Source organism: Streptomyces vastus (assembly GCF_039532825.1).
Classification (GTDB): Bacteria; Actinomycetota; Actinomycetes; order Streptomycetales; family Streptomycetaceae; genus Streptomyces; species Streptomyces vastus.
This window is the reverse complement of sequence record NZ_BAAASJ010000016.1, coordinates 64,544-80,773: the sequence shown is the minus strand read 5'-3', so window position 1 is coordinate 80,773 and position 16,230 is coordinate 64,544. Positions and strand designations below refer to the sequence as shown.

The 16,230-nt window shown below is 68.5% G+C and carries 13 protein-coding genes and 1 pseudogene; 11 read left to right on the top strand and 3 right to left on the bottom strand.

Features of this window, described 5'->3' with window-relative positions; genetic code table 11:
• Positions 1–10 precede the first annotated feature (10 nt).
• From ABD357_RS05920 to ABD357_RS05905, 4 genes and pseudogenes are all read left to right on the top strand, one after another.
• Positions 11–1,471, top strand: coding sequence for an aldehyde dehydrogenase family protein (locus tag ABD357_RS05920; protein WP_344387966.1), 1,461 nt, complete (start codon positions 11–13; stop codon positions 1,469–1,471).
• Positions 1,472–1,568: 97 nt separating this feature from the next.
• The gene (locus ABD357_RS05915; RefSeq protein ID WP_344387963.1) at positions 1,569–2,117 is read left to right on the top strand and encodes a DinB family protein; all 549 of its coding nucleotides are present in this window, start codon (positions 1,569–1,571) and stop codon (positions 2,115–2,117) included.
• A gap of 25 nt (positions 2,118–2,142) precedes the next feature.
• Positions 2,143–2,793 carry a PadR family transcriptional regulator gene (locus ABD357_RS05910; protein ID WP_344387962.1) on the top strand — a complete coding sequence of 217 codons (651 nt, stop codon included), beginning with the start codon at positions 2,143–2,145 and terminating at the stop codon, positions 2,791–2,793.
• Between the two features lie 33 nt (positions 2,794–2,826).
• Positions 2,827–3,002 (top strand): annotated as a pseudogene (locus ABD357_RS05905) (ABC transporter permease); the annotation flags it as partial.
• A gap of 240 nt (positions 3,003–3,242) precedes the next feature.
• On the opposite strand, the gene gad reads toward ABD357_RS05905, so the two are convergent.
• On the bottom strand, positions 3,243–4,649 hold the full coding sequence (gene gad, locus ABD357_RS05900) for a glutamate decarboxylase (protein WP_344387961.1): 1,407 nt from the start codon (positions 4,647–4,649) through the stop codon (positions 3,243–3,245).
• 239 nt (positions 4,650–4,888) lie between these two features.
• Here gad and ABD357_RS05895 point away from each other — a divergent pair, with 239 nt between their 5' ends.
• Positions 4,889–5,956 (top strand): DedA family protein, encoded by a 1,068-nt coding sequence (locus ABD357_RS05895; protein WP_344387960.1) that lies wholly within the window; start codon positions 4,889–4,891, stop codon positions 5,954–5,956.
• A 21-nt stretch (positions 5,957–5,977) separates the two neighbouring features.
• Here the strand turns inward: ABD357_RS05895 and ABD357_RS05890 are convergent, their stop codons facing one another.
• Together ABD357_RS05890 and ABD357_RS05885 are read right to left on the bottom strand one after the other, a co-directional pair.
• Entirely contained in the window at positions 5,978–7,630 is a 1,653-nt protein-coding gene (locus tag ABD357_RS05890) for a threonine/serine exporter family protein (RefSeq protein WP_344387959.1), read from the bottom strand.
• A gap of 156 nt (positions 7,631–7,786) precedes the next feature.
• Positions 7,787–8,278 (bottom strand): inorganic diphosphatase, encoded by a 492-nt coding sequence (locus tag ABD357_RS05885; RefSeq protein WP_095751114.1) that lies wholly within the window; start codon positions 8,276–8,278, stop codon positions 7,787–7,789.
• Between the two features lie 79 nt (positions 8,279–8,357).
• Here ABD357_RS05885 and dacB point away from each other — a divergent pair, with 79 nt between their 5' ends.
• The 6 genes from dacB to folE all read left to right on the top strand — a co-directional run bounded on the left by dacB (position 8,358) and on the right by folE (position 16,118).
• Positions 8,358–9,947, top strand: a complete 1,590-nt coding sequence (gene dacB, locus ABD357_RS05880; RefSeq protein ID WP_344387958.1) for a D-alanyl-D-alanine carboxypeptidase/D-alanyl-D-alanine endopeptidase — start codon at positions 8,358–8,360, stop codon at positions 9,945–9,947.
• 170 nt (positions 9,948–10,117) lie between these two features.
• On the top strand, positions 10,118–11,245 hold the full coding sequence (locus ABD357_RS05875) for a zinc-dependent metalloprotease (RefSeq protein WP_344387957.1): 1,128 nt from the start codon (positions 10,118–10,120) through the stop codon (positions 11,243–11,245).
• 172 nt (positions 11,246–11,417) lie between these two features.
• A complete protein-coding gene (gene tilS, locus ABD357_RS05870; RefSeq protein ID WP_344387955.1) occupies positions 11,418–12,479 on the top strand; it encodes a tRNA lysidine(34) synthetase TilS in 1,062 nt (353 codons plus the stop codon).
• A 79-nt stretch (positions 12,480–12,558) separates the two neighbouring features.
• Positions 12,559–13,119, top strand: a complete 561-nt coding sequence (gene hpt / locus ABD357_RS05865; protein ID WP_344387954.1) for a hypoxanthine phosphoribosyltransferase — start codon at positions 12,559–12,561, stop codon at positions 13,117–13,119.
• A 207-nt stretch (positions 13,120–13,326) separates the two neighbouring features.
• Complete coding sequence (gene ftsH, locus ABD357_RS05860; RefSeq protein ID WP_344388028.1) at positions 13,327–15,369, top strand: ATP-dependent zinc metalloprotease FtsH; 2,043 nt, start codon at positions 13,327–13,329, stop codon at positions 15,367–15,369.
• A gap of 143 nt (positions 15,370–15,512) precedes the next feature.
• Complete coding sequence (gene folE, locus ABD357_RS05855) at positions 15,513–16,118, top strand: GTP cyclohydrolase I FolE (protein ID WP_344387953.1); 606 nt, start codon at positions 15,513–15,515, stop codon at positions 16,116–16,118.
• Positions 16,119–16,230 lie beyond the last annotated feature (112 nt).

Here is a 16,230-nt window from a genome sequence, read left to right as displayed (position 1 = left end):
TGAGGGTCACATGTCGTCCTACTTCACGGACCTGGCTCAGCAGTACATCGACGGAGAGTGGCGTCCGGGGACGGGGTCCTGGGACATCATCGACTTCAACCCGTACGACGGCGAGAAGCTGGCGTCGATCACGATAGCCACGGTCGACGAGGTGGATCAGGCCTACAAGGCCGCCGCTCGCGCCCAGAAGGAGTGGGCCGCGACCAACGCGTACGCGCGCCGTGCGGTGTTCGAGAAGGCCCTGCGGATCATCGAGGACCGCGAGCAGGAGATCGCCGAGACGATCATCGCCGAGCTCGGCGGTACGCATCTGAAGGCGGGCTTCGAACTCCACCTCGCCAAGGAGTTCCTGCGCGAGGCGATCCATGTGGCGCTGCGTCCCGAAGGCCGGATCATCCCCTCGCCGGTCGACGGCAAGGAGAACCGCGTCTACCGCGTCCCGGTCGGCGTCGTCGGTGTGATCAGCCCCTTCAACTTCCCCTTCCTGCTGTCGCTGAAGTCCGTCGCGCCGGCGCTGGCGCTGGGCAACGCCGTGGTCCTCAAGCCGCACCAGAACACCCCGATCTGCGGTGGCTCCCTGGTCGCGAAGATCTTCGAGGACGCGGGGCTGCCGGCCGGCCTGCTGAACGTCGTGATCACCGACATAGCGGAGATCGGCGACGCCTTCATCGAGCATCCGGTCCCCAAGGTCATCTCCTTCACCGGCTCCGACAAGGTGGGCCGCCACGTCGCCACGGTCTGCGCCTCGCAGTTCAAGCGCGCCGTCCTCGAACTCGGCGGCAACAGCGCGCTGGTGGTCCTCGACGACGCCGACGTCGACTACGCGGTCGACGCGGCCGTCTTCAGCCGGTACGTCCACCAGGGCCAGGTCTGCATGGCCGCGAACCGGGTGCTCGTGGACCGCTCCCTCGAGGCCGAGTTCACGGAGAAGTTCGTCGCCAAGGTGAAGACCCTCAAGGCGGGCGACCCGCGCGACCCGCAGACCGTCATCGGGCCGGTCATCAACTCCTCGCAGGCGGACGCCCTTTCGGGCGCCGTGGAGCAGGCGATCGCCGAGGGCGCCACCGCGCTCGTGCACGGCGCCACCTCCGACAACCTCGTCGAGCCCAGCGTCCTGACGGACCTGCCCGCCGGCGCGGCGATCCTCCAGCAGGAGATCTTCGGCCCGGTCGCGCTCCTCATCCCGTTCGACGGCGAGGAGGAGGCCGTACGCCTCGTCAACGACACCCCGTACGGCCTGAGCGGCGCCGTCCACACGGCCAACATCGAGCGCGGTGTCTCCTTCGCCAAGCAGATCGACTCAGGCATGTTCCACGTGAACGACGGCACGGTCCACGACGAGCCCCTGGTCGCCTTCGGCGGCGAAAAGTCCTCGGGCATCGGCCGCCTGAACGGCGAGGCGACGGTAGAGGCGTTCACGACGCAGAAGTGGATCTCTGTGCAGCATGGGCGGAGTTTCTTTCCGTTCTGAGGCCTTCGGCGGGCCCTTGCGGACAGGAACTGACCTACATGGCCCATAGCTTCGTCGGTGTCAGGCAAGAGGACGTACCGACGAAAGGCGGCCGGTCATGGTTGCTCACGTAGCCGTAGAAGCGCAGGGCGATGAGCGTGGGGCGCTGCTCTCCTTTCTGGAGGAGCAGCGTGGGGGTATCCGCCGGGCGGTGCTCGGGTTGACCGAGGAGCAGGCGGCTTCGAGGCCCAGTGCCAGCGAGTTGTCGCTCGCGGGGCTGGTCAAGCATGTCGCCGAGGTTGAGCAGGGGTGGATCGCCCGGGCCAGGCAGGAGGCCCCGGCGGTGCACCGGGACGAGTCGAACTGGCACGAGTGCTTCCGGCTCGCGGGCGACGAGACGCTCGAGTCTCAGCTCGCGTACTGGGAGAAGGTCGCGGCCGAGACGGAGGCGTTCATCCGCTCGGTGCCCAGCCTCGACGACACCTTCCCGCTGCCCAAGGCGCCCTGGTTCCCGCCGGAGGGGCGGGTCTCGATGCGCTGGCTGGCACTGCACCTGATTCGCGAGACGGCCCGGCACGCCGGTCACGCCGACATCATCCGCGAGTCCCTGGACGGGAAGACGGCCTTCGAGCTGGTCGCCCTGGAGCAGGGCACGAGCTGGGGGTGAGCCGCTCGGTTCTACGCTGGACAACATGTCAGCGATCCGTCTTCTCGTGCTCGGTGCGGTCCGTCAGCATGGGCGGGCCCACGGTTACCAGGTGCGTAACGACCTGGAGTACTGGGGCGCGCACGAGTGGTCCAACGCCAAGCCGGGCTCGATCTATCACGCCCTGAAGCAGATGGCGAAGCAGGGGCTGCTGCTTGCCCACGAGATCGCGCCGTCCACGGCCGGCGGGCCGCCGCGTACGGAGTACGAGATCACTGAGAAGGGTACCGAGGAGTACCTCAGGCTGGTGCGTGAGGCGTTGACTTCGTACGACCAGAAGCCGGACGTACTCGCCTCGGCACTCGGCTTCATCGTCGATCTGGAGCGCGTGGAGGCGCTGAAGCTGCTGCGCGAGCGGGTGCTCTCCATCCAGGAGTGGCGCAAGTCGGTCACCGAGTACTACATGCCCGAGGGCGGCCCCGGCCGGCTCGGGCACATCGGCGAGATCATGAATCTGTGGGTCCATTCGGCCGACGTCGGAGAGGAGTGGACCCGCGGGCTCATCGAGCGCATCGAGGGCGGGGCCTACACCTTCGCGGGTGAGGGCGAGCTTTTCCGCGGGGTGCACGCGGTACTCGCGGAAGGGGAGAGCAATCCCTACGCCACGGGGGAGCGGCATCCGGAGGACGACCGGTAACAGTCCTGGCCCGCTTCCATGCGATCGCCCGCGTGGAACCCCATGTCGGCCACGGCCGGGCGGTGCGTGAGCTGTTCGGCAACGAGGGCGGCGCGGTGAGCACGTCCTGGGCGGCCGAGCACGCCCAGCTGCTGGCGGCGGCGTGGCGCCTCGCGCTGCTCGCGGTGTTCTTCCCGCTGGCGGTATGGAGGTTCGGGGCGCTGAGCCGACGACAGCATTGTCGTCCACGGCGAGGACGGTACCTGGTGCAGTACCGACGGCGCCCGGACGTTCGAGCGGACCAGCGGCGCGCGATACCCGGGAGGAGCGGTGGGCCTGATACCGCTGGGCTGTCTATGGAGCGACGGCTTCGGCGCCGGGAGGTATCGCATATCCGCCGACGGCATCCACTCGGACACGTTCGACCTGGGCGACGGCGGCTGACGGCCGGGACCAGGGAGAGCACCGGCTCAGTGGTGGAAACCGGTCGCCCCGTCCTTGTCGTGGGTCAACGGATGCGGTTGTCGGCGCAGTTCGGGCAGGAGTCGACTCAAGTCCTCCGCGAACAGCTCCGCCAGGTCGGACGAGAAGCCGTTGCGGCACACGACGCGCAGCACGGAGAGGTCCTCGCGGTTCGCCGGGAAGGTGTACGCGGGGACGAGCCAGCCGCGCTCGCGCATCCTCCGGGACACGTCGAAGACGTCGTACGCCGTCACGTCGGTTGCTGTCGTGAAGGCGAAGACCGGCAACTGATCACCACGAGTGAGGAGTCGGAAGTCCCCGAGCCTCTCGACGCGCTCGGCGAGCCCCATGGCCACGTCCCGCGTCGCCCTCTGGACCGCCCGGTAACCCTCGCGACCCAGCCGCAGGAACGTGTAGTACTGCGCGACGACCTGGGCGCCCGGCCGCGAGAAGTTGAGCGCGAAGGTGGGCATGTCGCCGCCCAGGTAGTTCACCCTGAAGACCAGTTCCTCGGGCAGTTCGGCGGCGGACCGCCACAGGACCCAGCCGACACCGGGGTACACGAGTCCGTACTTGTGGCCCGAGGTGTTGATGGAGGCCACGCGCGGCAGCCGAAAGTCCCAGAGCAGGTCCTCGTCGAGGAAGGGAGCGACCATCGCTCCGGATGCGCCGTCGACGTGGACAGGGATGTCGAGCCCTGTTCGCTCCTGCAACTCGTCCAAGGTGGTGCAGAGTTCGGCGATCGGCTCGTACGACCCGTCGAAGGTGGACCCCAGGATGCCGACGACGCCGATGGTGTTCTCGTCGCACAGCTCGGCAGCCGCCTGCGGGTCGAGGTGGAACCGGTCGTCGTCCATGGGCACTTGGCGCGCCTCGATCTCCCAGAAGGTGCAGAACTTCTCCCAGCAGACCTGGACGTTGATGCCCATGACAAGGTTCGCGCGGGCTCCGGGATACCGGTCGGCATTCTGCTTGGCCCACCGGCGCTTGAGCGCCATGCCCGCCAGCATGCATGCCTCGCTCGACCCTGTCGTCGAGCAGCCCACGACGGCGGACGGATCCGGCGCGTTCCACAGGTCGGCGAGCATCGCCACGCACCGCCGCTCCAGCTCGGCCGTTCGCGGATACTCGTCCTTGTCGATCATGTTCTTGTCCCGGCACTCCGCCATCAGGACGTCGGCCTGCGGTTCCATCCAGGTGGTGACGAATGTGGCGAGGTTGAGGCGAGAGTTCCCGTCCAGCATCAACTCGTCGTGGACGAGCTGATAGGCCGTGGCCGGTGGCAGTGGCCCGTCCGGCAGTCGGTGCTGGGGCGGGGCCTCGGTCATGCCGCCGACCGGATTGGCCTCGCCGTAGAAGGGATTGACGGCCCGGGGGCGTTCGTCGGGCTTCTCGGGGCCGGTGTGGAGCGGCATCGTGCCTCCGGTCGGTCAGGTCGGGCTTCCATGATGGGCCACGGAGGTGTCATAACCGGGTAAAGGTGGCATAGCAGCTGAAGGTGATGAGTTACTCACAGGGCGGCCCTCATCAGTGCGCAGGGGGTACGCAAGGGGGCCATGGAACCCGGAGGCGTCATTCGGCGTTGGTAGCTTTGGTCGTCCGAAGCAGAAAAGACATCGTCTGCGCCTCACTTCACCCTCAGGAGCCCGGAACCGTGACGCTTGCCCTTGGACCAAGCTGGTTGGATCCGGACTATCTGCTCGACACGTTCGGCATCTGGGGACTGCTGGTCATCGTCTTCGCCGAGTCGGGTCTGCTGATCGGCTTCTTCCTGCCGGGTGACTCGCTGCTGTTCACGGCGGGGCTGCTGATCACGTCGGACCAGTTGGACTTCCCGCTGTGGGCGGCCGTCGTCCTGATCTGTATCGCCGCGATCCTCGGCGACCAGGCGGGCTATATGTTCGGCAAGAAGGTGGGGCCCGCGCTGTTCAAGCGCCCGGACTCACGCCTCTTCAAACAGGAGAACGTGGTCAAGGCCCACGACTTCTTCGAGAAGTACGGGCCCAAGTCCCTGGTGCTGGCCCGCTTCGTGCCCATCGTGCGGACGTTCACGCCGATCATCGCGGGCGTCAGCGGCATGCGGTACCGCTCGTTCCTCACGTTCAACGTCCTCGGCGGCATCCTCTGGGGCGCGGGCGTCACGCTGCTCGGCTCCTGGCTGGGACAGATCGACTTCGTGAAGAAGAACATCGAGGCGATCCTCATCCTGATCGTCCTCATCTCCGTGCTGCCGATCGTCATCGAGATCCTGAAGGCACGGGGCAAGTCGAAGAAGAGCCCGCAGCAGGCTCCGGAGGCGCCGCCCACCATGGACGACGCGACGACCCAGCTGCGCCGCGTGCCGCCGGCTCACCAGGACCAGACGTACGGTCAGCAGGGCCGCCAGGACCAGGGATACGGTCACCAGGGTGGCCAGGACCAGGGACACCAGGGATACGGTCACCAGGGTGGCCAGGACCAGGGACACCAGGGATACGGTCACCAGGGTGGCCAGGACCAGGGACACCAGGGATACGGTCACCAGGGTGGCCAGGGCCACCCGCAACAGCAGCCGCAACAGCAGCCCCCGTACGGCTCGGACCAGGGGGGCTACGGTCAGCAGCAGGGCCGGCCGCCTTACGCCGCCCAGTACCCGCAGGGGCAGCAGTACCCCCAGGGCCAGCAGTACCCCCAGGGCCAGGGCTACCCGTACGGCCAGGGCCAGGACTACCCGCAGAACTGAGCCGCGCCACAAGGCACGTACTCAGAAACCGCGTGTCCGCTTCGCCGCGCGCCGCCCCTCCGTCGAAACCCCCGGCAGCCGCATGAACAGCCGGGAGATCTCCGAGCCGAGGTTCACGCCGATCGCGATGGCCATCGCGAGGGCGGCTGCCTTGGACAGGTTGACGAGGCCGGCGTCGACGTCGTTCTGGGCGATGGACAGCAGCCCGAAGTACGTCGCCGAACCGGGCAGCAACGGCCCGATCGCCGCCGTCGTGAACGGCAGGGCGGAAGCGAACCGGAAGCGGGACAGCAGCTGTCCGAACAGGCCCACCACGCCCGCCGCGACAGCCGTCGAGGCGACCGGCGAGAGCCCGCCCGGGTAGTGCATCGCGCCGTACACCGACCAGGCCACCCCGCCGTTGAGGGTCACCATCAGCACGGTGGATCGTTCCTGCTGGAGCAGTACGGCGAAGGCCAGCGCCAGCAGCATCGACGCCACGATTCCCCACACGGGCCGCTGGGAGCTGCTCACGGCGATATCCGGATCCAGCTCCGCGCCCAGCTTCACCCCGAAGTACAGCGCCAGCAGAACCCCGGTGACGATGCCCACGTAGAAGTACATGACCTCCAGCAGGCGTGCGGCGGCGGTGATGTAGAAGCCGGTCAGTCCGTCCTGGACGCCGGCGACCAGCGCCCGCCCGGGCAGCAGCGCGAAGAGCCCACCGGTGACCACCGCGGACGACGCCACGTCGACATTCGCCAGCGTGAGCGCGATGCCGATCGCGGCCGGAGGCATCGCGGCCACCGTGAACTGGTAGAACTCGGGCAGCCCGCGCCCTGCACACAGCCACGCCAGCCGGTCGCCGAGCATCGCACCGAGCGCGGCGGCGACGAACACGATGGCGTCACCGCCGACGAGCACGGAGGCAGCGCCCGCGAGGAGCCCGGCGGCGCCGGTCAGTACCCAGCCGGGATACGGGTGCCGGTTGCGTCGTATCTCCGCGAGCCGCCGGTAGGCCTCCTCGAGGGAGACCTCGGTCTCGTCGTCACTGATGTCGTCGACGAGCCGGTACACGGCCGCGAGCCGCGTGTAGTCGGTCGCCCGGCGGCGTACCGTCCGCGAGGCCGTGATCGGGTCGTCCACCAGGGACGGCTGGTACGACATGGACAGCAACGTGAAGGTGACGTTCGGCTCGCAGCGGTCCAGGCCGTACGAACGGCAGACGGCGAGCATCGCCGCCTCCACGTCCTCGGCGCCCTCGCCGCCCGCGAGCAGCAGTTCACCGATACGCAGCGTCAGGTCGAGCACCCGCGGGACGGCTGGTCCGCTGTCGTCCTCCGAGCGCTGGACGGGCTCGGCGACGGGCCGGTCGGCCACCGGCATGCGCAGCATCGTGCGCATCCGGTCCTGCCAGGGCACCTCCTTGGTCAGCCTGACCACGGGGATGCCGGTCGGCGGGGTGAAGGCAGGGGCCCGGTACGTACGCGGGGCGTTGAACGCCGAGCCCTCCGGCTCGGCGGACGGCGGCTCGGGCGGCACGAGCCCTTCAGGAATCGCGAACTCCGACGTCGTATGAGACTCGTCCTCGAACGCCGCAGCCACCCCGCTCGGCGGCGCGAACGCACTCCTCGCCTCGTCCGACTGCGGCTTACGGTCCTCCCAGTCCGGCTCGGCCACCAGCTCCCGCCCCACTTCTCAATACGTCCGTTTCTGATACGTCCGTTCTCGTACGGGTCCCCCATACGCCGTATCTCTGATGTACGCCTCAGCGCAAGAACACACGAAAGAACACACGAAGGGGCCGCGTCACCCATCGGGTCACGCGGCCCGCCGGTCGATCACATGGCCTCAGTGGCCGCCCTGCTCCTTGAAGCGCTTGTAGGAGCGCTCGATCTCGGCCTCGGCGTCCGTGCGGCCCACCCAGTTGGCGCCCTCGACGGACTTGCCGGGCTCCAGGTCCTTGTAGACCTCGAAGAAGTGCTGGATCTCCAGACGGTCGAACTCCGACACATGGTGGATGTCCCGAAGGTGCTCCACGCGCGGGTCGTGCGCCGGGACACACAGCAGCTTGTCGTCGCCGCCGGCCTCGTCCGTCATACGGAACATGCCGATCGTGCGGCACTGGATGAGGCAGCCGGGGAAGGTCGGCTCGTCCAGGATGACGAGGGCGTCCAGCGGGTCGCCGTCCTCGCCGAGCGTGTTCTCGACGAAGCCGTAGTCGGCCGGGTAGCTGGTCGAGGTGAAGAGTCGACGGTCCAGGCGGATCCGACCGGTCTCGTGGTCCACCTCGTACTTGTTCCGCGAACCCTTCGGAATCTCGATCGTGACGTCGAACTCCACCGGTGGCTCCTCCATGATCAACACATACGTCTGGTGGTTAAGTGTCCCTCACGCATGTGTGTGATCGCGAAAGGGGCTGGTGGTCGTGCCGGAGCTGAAGGCTTGGCGGGCCGCGCGACCGCATGTGGAGCGGTTCGCGCGGGCCGTGCGGCCGGGGCTCGTACGGGCCGTGGAAGCCGTCAGGCAGTGGCTCGTACGGTCCTTGGGGGCCATGCGGCTGCGGATCGCGCGGCTGACCACCGTGCAGTTCACGGCGGGCGCCGCCCTCCTCGGCCTCGCACTGGCGACCACCGTGGTGACCGCGGCCGGCCCTTGGGACTCCAGCGGTCAGCGTACGGCCGAGCGTGACTTGGCGGCATCGCGGGAGGGCGCAGGTGGCGCAGATCACGGCACCGGATCCGTTACGCCTCCGAAGGCGCCGCGTCCCGCGCCCAGTGCCCCCTCCGTACTCGCAGGACTCGGGCGCACGACCGGCTCGGTTTCCTCGCCCGGCGAGAAGGCCCTCGCCGATGTCCTCGGCCCACTGCTCGACGACCCCTCGCTGGGTTCCGAACGTACGGCCGCGGTCGTCGACGTGGCCACCGGCAAGCGGCTGTACGGCAGGGCCTCGGACGAGGCGCTGACGCCCGCCTCCACCACGAAGATCGCCACCGCCGTCGCGGCACTCTCCGCGGCGGGCGCCGACCACCGCATCGCGACCCGCACGGTCCTCGAACCCGGCACCAAGGAGCTCGTCCTCGTCGGCGGCGGCGACCCCACACTGACCGCCCACGAGAAAGCGAACGGCAACGCCAGCCTGCGTACGCTCGCCGACGAGACCGCCCGCGCCCTCAAGTCCCGCAAGCTGGACGCGGTGACGCTCTCGTACGACACCACGCTGTACGACGGCCCTGCGCTGCACCCCATCGGTCCCAACAACCCCAACATCGCGCCGGTCACCGCCCTGATGACCGACGAGGGCCGCCTCGACGACTCGTCCTCCGGCACCGCGGACCGCAGTACGGACCCGGCGGCGGACGCGGCCCGGCAGTTCGCGGCCCTCCTGAACGACCGCGGCATCAAGACCAAGTCCCCCGGCCCCTCCAAGGCGACGGGCCGAGCGGAGCCTCTGGCAAAGGTCGAGTCCCCGCCCCTGTCCGCCCTGGTCGAGCGGATGCTGACCAACAGCGACAACGACATCGCCGAGGCCCTGGCGCGCCAGACCGCACTCGCCTCCGGTGAACAGGCCAGCTTCGAAGGCGGCTCCACGGCGATCCGTACGCAGCTGAAGAAGCTCGAACTACCCCTGGAAGGCGTCAAGTTCGCGGACGGCAGCGGCTTGGACCGAGCCGACCGCCTGACCGCGGACCTGCTCACCGCCCTCCTGGCCAAGGCAGGCGCCCCAGACCACCCCGAACTCCGCCCCGCCCTGACCGGCCTCCCGGTAGCAGGCTTCACCGGCACCCTCCGCAACCGCTACTCGGGCCAGCCCGGCACAGGAGTCGTACGAGCGAAGACAGGCACGCTGACGGGCGTACACACCCTGGCAGGCACGGTGGTGGACACGGAGGGCCGCCTACTGGCCTTCGCTTTCCTGACGTCTTCGACCCGCCCGACGGATCCAGCGGCGACGCAGAAGGCACTGGACAGCGCGGCGTCGGCGCTGGCGAACTGCGGCTGCGGTGCCTGACGGGCCTTGCGTCCCTGAAGGGGCGCAAGGCCCGTCAGGGCCACACCCCTCCAGGGGCGCGGGGAACTGCGCGAGCAACCACAACGCACCCGCAGCCGAGCCACAAACAGGAATCCCCACGAACGGGCACACCCTGCACCCAGCGGCAGCGCTCACGTACGGTTGAGGGCATGACGAGCATCGGTGGTGCCGAGATGGTCGACTGGAATCTCGCGGTGGCGACCGCGACCCGGCTCGTAAGGCCGGGCCCAGAGGTGAGTCGCGACGAGGCCAGGGCCGTCGTCGCGGAGCTGCGCCGACATGCGAAGGCGTCGGAGCAGCACGTACGCGAGTACACGCAGATGGGCAGCGAGGACCTGCGTGACACCCCCATCCTCGTCGTCGACCGACCGGGCTGGATTCGGGCGAACGTCGCCGGGTTCCGGGAAATCCTCAAACCGCTGCTCGACAAGATGCAGGAACGTCGCGGGAACACCCCCGGCGGAGCCGTCCTCGGCGCCGTCGGCGGCAAGGTCACCGGCGTCGAGCTGGGCATGCTCCTGTCGTTCCTGGCCTCCAGGGTGCTGGGCCAGTACGAGACCTTCGCCCCGGCGACCCGCGAACTCCCGGCGGGCGAGAACGGCGGCGGCAGGCTGCTTCTCGTCGCCCCGAACATCGTGCACGTCGAGCGCGAACTCGACGTACAGCCTCACGACTTCAGGCTCTGGGTCTGCCTGCACGAGGAGACGCACCGGACGCAGTTCACGGCCGTGCCCTGGCTGCGCGACCACCTCGAGGGCGAAATCCAGTCGTTCTTGGAGGAGACCGAGGTCGACCCCATGACGGTCCTCGAGCGCATCCGGGAGGCCGCGCAGACGCTCGCCGGCAGCCGTCCCGAGGGCGAGGAGGGCGACGACGGGGGACGGTCCATCGTCGAGATCGTCCAGACACCCGCCCAGCGCGAGATCCTCGGCCGGCTGACCGCTGTGATGTCGCTCCTGGAGGGCCATGCGGACTTCGTGATGGACGGCGTGGGCCCCGCCGTGGTCCCGTCCGTCGCCGAGATCCGCGAGAAATTCCAGCAGCGCCGCCAGCGCGGGGCCTCCCGCCTCGACCTGGCGCTGCGCAAGCTGCTCGGCCTGGACGCCAAGCTGCGCCAGTACCGGGACGGGGAGCGTTTCGTACGGGCGGTCGTGGACCAGGTCGGCATGGAAGGGTTCAACCGCGTGTGGACCTCGCCGAACACGCTCCCCACCAAGTCGGAGATCTCCAAACCGGCGGACTGGGTTGCGCGGGTGCACCGTAAGGCAGAGTCGTGAACTGAATCCGGCCGGGGACAGGTGAGCGCCCCCGCTATCACCCGTCCGAGGGACCGTGGGGCATGGGCAGGCGTGCAATGCTCGGGAAACGGCCCGTTTCTGTCACCATCTAGGCACTCTGCGTGACCGAACATCGGGCTCACCCCCGACAATTTCATGAAGGGAACCGGACATGGGTCCCCATCCAGCGGTCGCGGCGATACGCCTGGCGGTCCGCCGCGTCCTCCACGAGATCCTCCACGACGTCCTCACCGACCACACGCCTCCCCACCCCGGCACTGAGCACTCCGACATCGCGCACGAGCAGTCGCCCCCGCCGCTCGTGCTCGTGGCATGCTCCGGCGGCGCCGACTCCATGGCGCTCGCCTCCGCCCTCGCCTTCGAAGCCCCAAAGCTCGGCATCCGCGCCGGTGGCATCACCGTTGACCACGGTCTGCAGCCCGGCTCCGACCTGCGCGCGGCAGAAGTCGTCGTACGACTCACCGAACTCGGCCTGGACCCGGCCGAGTCCATCGGCGTCTCCGTAGGCCGTAACGGCGGACCCGAGGCCGCCGCCCGTGACGCGCGGTACGCCGCCCTGGACGCCGCCGCCGAGCGTCATCGCGCCGCCGCGGTCCTGCTCGGACACACCCGTGACGACCAGGCCGAAACCGTACTGCTCGGCCTCGCCCGCGGCTCCGGCATCCGCTCCCTGTCCGGCATGGCCGCGGTCTCCGGAGGCCCGGGAGCCGCCCGCCGCTACCGCCGCCCCTTCCTGCACCTCGACCGGCATACCGCCCGCAAGGCCTGCATGGTCCAGTCGCTCCCCGTCTGGGACGACCCGCACAACTCCGACCCGGCCTATACGAGGTCACGCCTGCGCCACGAGGGCCTGCCCGCCCTGGAGAAGGCCCTTGGCAAGGGCGTCGTCGAAGCCCTCGCGCGTACGGCACAGCTGTCCCGCGACGACGCCGACGCCCTCGACGCGTGGGCCCGCCAGGCCGAGGCCTCCGTGCGGGACGCCGCCGGCCTCCTGGAGTGCGCCAAGCTGTACGCCCTGCCGCCCGCCGTGCGCCGCCGTATCCTGCGCCGCGCCGCCATCGAGGCCGGGGCGCCCGCCGGTTCACTGTTCGCCCGGCACATCGAAGAGATCGACCGGCTGATCACCGGCTGGCGCGGCCAGGGAGCCATCAACCTGCCGGGCAAAGTCGTCGCCCAGCGGCAGGGTGGCAGACTGGTGATTCGGCAAGGCTGAATCCGGGCCTTCCGCCGGCCCCTTGCGCGGGTCGTGGGCGGCCCGAGTGGCCGCCATACATGCGGGACGACCGAAAGTGATGCGGGTGGACGCGAAAGACATGGGCACCGACCTCAAGTCGGTGCTCATCACCAAGGAAGAGATCGACGCGAAGCTGGTCGAGCTGGCCGCGAAGATCGACGCGGAGTACGCGGGCAAGGACCTGCTGCTCGTCGGAGTCCTCAAGGGCGCCGTGATGGTCATGGCTGACCTGGCGCGCGCTCTGTCCACCCCCGTCACCATGGACTGGATGGCCGTGTCGTCGTACGGCGCGGGTACGCAGTCCTCCGGCGTCGTGCGGATCCTGAAGGACCTCGACACCGACATCAAGGGCAAGCACGTCCTCATCGTCGAGGACATCATCGACTCCGGTCTGACGCTGTCCTGGCTGATCTCCAACCTCGGCTCGCGCGAGCCCGCCTCGCTCAAGGTGTGCACGCTGCTGCGCAAGCCGGAGGCCGCCAAGGTCGCGATCGACGTGGAGTGGGCCGGCTTCGACATCCCGAACGAGTTTGTCGTGGGCTACGGCCTCGACTACGCCGAGAAATACCGGAATCTGCCGTTCGTCGGTACGCTCGCGCCCCATGTCTACGGTGGCTGAGGCACTCTCGTAGACAGTGGCGAACCCCACGTACCACGAAGAAGACGGTCCGGGAACCCTTGCGGGTTCCGCGCCGTTGGAGCATGCGTAGACGGGTTTGTCAGCCGGACCGTGCGGCTTCGGGTGACAATGCTGGGGTACCGTCCGAAGAACAGTCTTATCAAACTCACTATGGCAGGAGGGACGGGGCGGCACCGCTCCGTATGGATGGACGTGAAGCGATACTTCCGTGGGCCGGTCATGTGGATCGTGCTGGCCGTCCTTGCCGTGGTCGTGTTGATGCAGGTCGTCGGCTCGTCCGGCGGCTACAAGACGGTGGACACCGGCCAGGTCGTCCAGGCGATCAGTGACAACAAGGTCCAGCAGGCCAAGCTCACCACCGGCGACGAGCAGATCATCAAGGTCGAGCTCAAGGACGGCCAAAAGGTCGAGGGCAGCTCGAAGATCCAGGCGAGCTACATCGGCGACCAGGGCGTCAACCTCGCCAACACACTGCAGACCAAGTACGAGGACAAGCAGATCACGGACGGCTACACGGTTTCGCCGTCCAAGCAGAACCCGTTCGTCGGCATCCTGCTCTCCCTGCTGCCGTTCGTCCTCATCGTGGTCGTCTTCCTGTTCCTGATGAACCAGATGCAGGGCGGCGGCTCCCGAGTCATGAACTTCGGGAAGTCCAAGGCCAAGCTCATCACCAAGGACACCCCGAAGACGACCTTCTCCGACGTCGCGGGCTCGGACGAGGCCGTCGAGGAGCTCCACGAGATCAAGGAGTTCCTCCAGGAGCCGGCCAAGTTCCAGGCCGTCGGGGCGAAGATCCCCAAGGGCGTACTGCTGTACGGGCCTCCCGGTACGGGTAAGACGCTGCTCGCGCGCGCCGTCGCGGGCGAGGCCGGCGTCCCCTTCTACTCGATCTCCGGTTCCGACTTCGTCGAGATGTTCGTCGGTGTCGGAGCCTCCCGGGTCCGTGACCTGTTCGAGCAGGCCAAGGCGAACGCCCCGGCGATCGTCTTCGTCGACGAGATCGACGCGGTGGGCCGTCACCGCGGTGCCGGTCTCGGCGGCGGTCACGACGAGCGCGAGCAGACGCTGAACCAGCTGCTCGTCGAGATGGACGGCTTCGATGTGAAGGGCGGTGTGATTCTCATCGCCGCCACGAACCGGCCCGACATCCTCGACCCGGCTCTCCTGCGCCCCGGCCGCTTCGACCGCCAGATCGCGGTCGACCGCCCGGACATGCAGGGCCGTCTGGAGATCCTCAAGGTTCACCAGAAGGGCAAGCCGGTCGCGCCGGACGTCGACCTGTCCGCAGTGGCGCGTCGTACGCCGGGCTTCACCGGCGCCGACCTGTCGAACGTGCTGAACGAGGCTGCACTGCTCACCGCGCGCAGCAACCAGAAGCTGATCGACAACCACATGCTGGACGAGGCGATCGACCGTGTGGTCGCGGGCCCGCAGAAGCGGACCCGGATCATGTCGGACAAGGAGAAGAAGATCACCGCGTACCACGAGGGCGGTCACGCCCTGGTCGCGGCGGCCTCACCGAACTCCGATCCGGTCCACAAGATCACGATCCTCTCCAGAGGCCGTGCGCTCGGCTACACGATGGTGCTCCCGGACGAGGACAAGTACTCGACCACGCGCAACGAGATGCTCGACCAGCTCGCGTACATGCTGGGCGGTCGCGCGGCCGAGGAGCTCGTCTTCCACGACCCGACCACGGGCGCGGCGAACGACATCGAGAAGGCCACGGCCACCGCGCGAGCGATGGTCACGCAGTACGGCATGACCGAGCGTCTCGGCGCGATCAAGTTCGGCGGCGACAACAGCGAGCCCTTCCTCGGACGTGAGATGGCTCACCAGCGCGACTACTCGGAAGAGGTCGCCGCGCTCGTCGACGAAGAGGTCAAGAAGCTCATCGAGACCGCGCACAACGAGGCCTGGGAGATCCTGGTCGAGAACCGCGACGTCCTCGACAACCTGGTGCTCAAGCTCCTGGAGAAGGAGACGCTGGGCAAGGAGGAGATCGCCGAGATCTTCGCCCCCATCGTCAAGCGCCCGGCCCGCCCCGCGTGGACCGGCTCCTCCAGGCGCACTCCGTCCACCCGCCCGCCGGTGCTCTCCCCCAAGGAGCTGTCGCTGACGAACGGGACGAACGGCGCGGCGCCGGCGATCACCGCGAAGGCGAACCCCGCCGCCGAGGCGGCGCTTCCGGTGGCCGAGCCGGCTCCGGAGGACCGTCCCGAGAGCTGACCCGCTCCGCCCCGGCCGCCTCAAACGGCCCGGAACGGATGCCGCGCCCCTTTAGGTCTAGCCTGGGGGGCGCGGCATTTTCGTATGCCCGTACATGAAGCGCGTGATCCGCACGCGTGGAAGGCACAGGAACGAGGCACCACATGATCGACCCCGTGAGGCTGGACGTCGAGGGCGAGATCGGCGAGTTCGACGAGAAGCGCGCTGAGAACGCCGTACGAGAGCTGCTGATCGCGGTCGGCGAGGATCCGGACCGGGAAGGGCTGCGGGAGACGCCGGGGCGGGTGGCCCGGGCGTATCGGGAGCTGCTGGCCGGGTTGTGGCAGGAGCCCGAGGATGTGCTGACGACGACGTTCGACCTGGGGCACGACGAGATGGTCCTGGTGAAGGACATCGAGATCGTGTCGCTGTGTGAGCATCATCTGCTGCCGTTTCACGGTGTGGCGCACGTGGGGTACATCCCGGCCGATACCGGGAAGATCACAGGACTGTCGAAGCTGGCGCGGCTCGTCGAGGTGTTCGCGCGGCGGCCGCAGGTGCAGGAACGACTCACCACGCAGATCGCCGACTCGCTGATGCGGATTCTCGAGGCGCGGGGGGCGATTGTCGTCATCGAGGCTGAGCACATGTGCATGTCGGTGCGCGGTATACGCAAGCCGGGGGCCAAGACGACGACATCCGCTGTGCGCGGGCAGTTGCGGGATGCCACGACGCGGGCTGAGGCGATGAGTCTCATCCTGGCTCGGTGAGCCTCCGCGTGGCGCTCCGCTTGGGGCGGGTTCCGTTTCGTCTGCCTGGTTGTTGTTCGTATGGGGCTGCGGGTTCGTTGTGGCTGGTCGCGCAGTTCCCCGCGCCCCTTAC

Excerpts from the sequence above, each read along its gene's own strand:
- ABD357_RS05920 (WP_344387966.1), top strand. The coding sequence starts at position 11 with ATGTCGTCCTACTTCACGGACCTGGCTCAGCAGTACATCGACGGAGAG.
- ABD357_RS05915 (WP_344387963.1), top strand. The coding sequence starts at position 1,569 with ATGGTTGCTCACGTAGCCGTAGAAGCGCAGGGCGATGAGCGTGGGGCG.
- ABD357_RS05910 (WP_344387962.1), top strand. The coding sequence starts at position 2,143 with ATGTCAGCGATCCGTCTTCTCGTGCTCGGTGCGGTCCGTCAGCATGGG.
- gad (WP_344387961.1), bottom strand. The coding sequence starts at position 4,649 with ATGCCGCTCCACACCGGCCCCGAGAAGCCCGACGAACGCCCCCGGGCC.
- ABD357_RS05875 (WP_344387957.1), top strand. The coding sequence starts at position 10,118 with ATGACGAGCATCGGTGGTGCCGAGATGGTCGACTGGAATCTCGCGGTG.
- tilS (WP_344387955.1), top strand. The coding sequence starts at position 11,418 with ATGGGTCCCCATCCAGCGGTCGCGGCGATACGCCTGGCGGTCCGCCGC.
- hpt (WP_344387954.1), top strand. The coding sequence starts at position 12,559 with ATGCGGGTGGACGCGAAAGACATGGGCACCGACCTCAAGTCGGTGCTC.
- ftsH (WP_344388028.1), top strand. The coding sequence starts at position 13,327 with ATGGACGTGAAGCGATACTTCCGTGGGCCGGTCATGTGGATCGTGCTG.
- folE (WP_344387953.1), top strand. The coding sequence starts at position 15,513 with ATGATCGACCCCGTGAGGCTGGACGTCGAGGGCGAGATCGGCGAGTTC.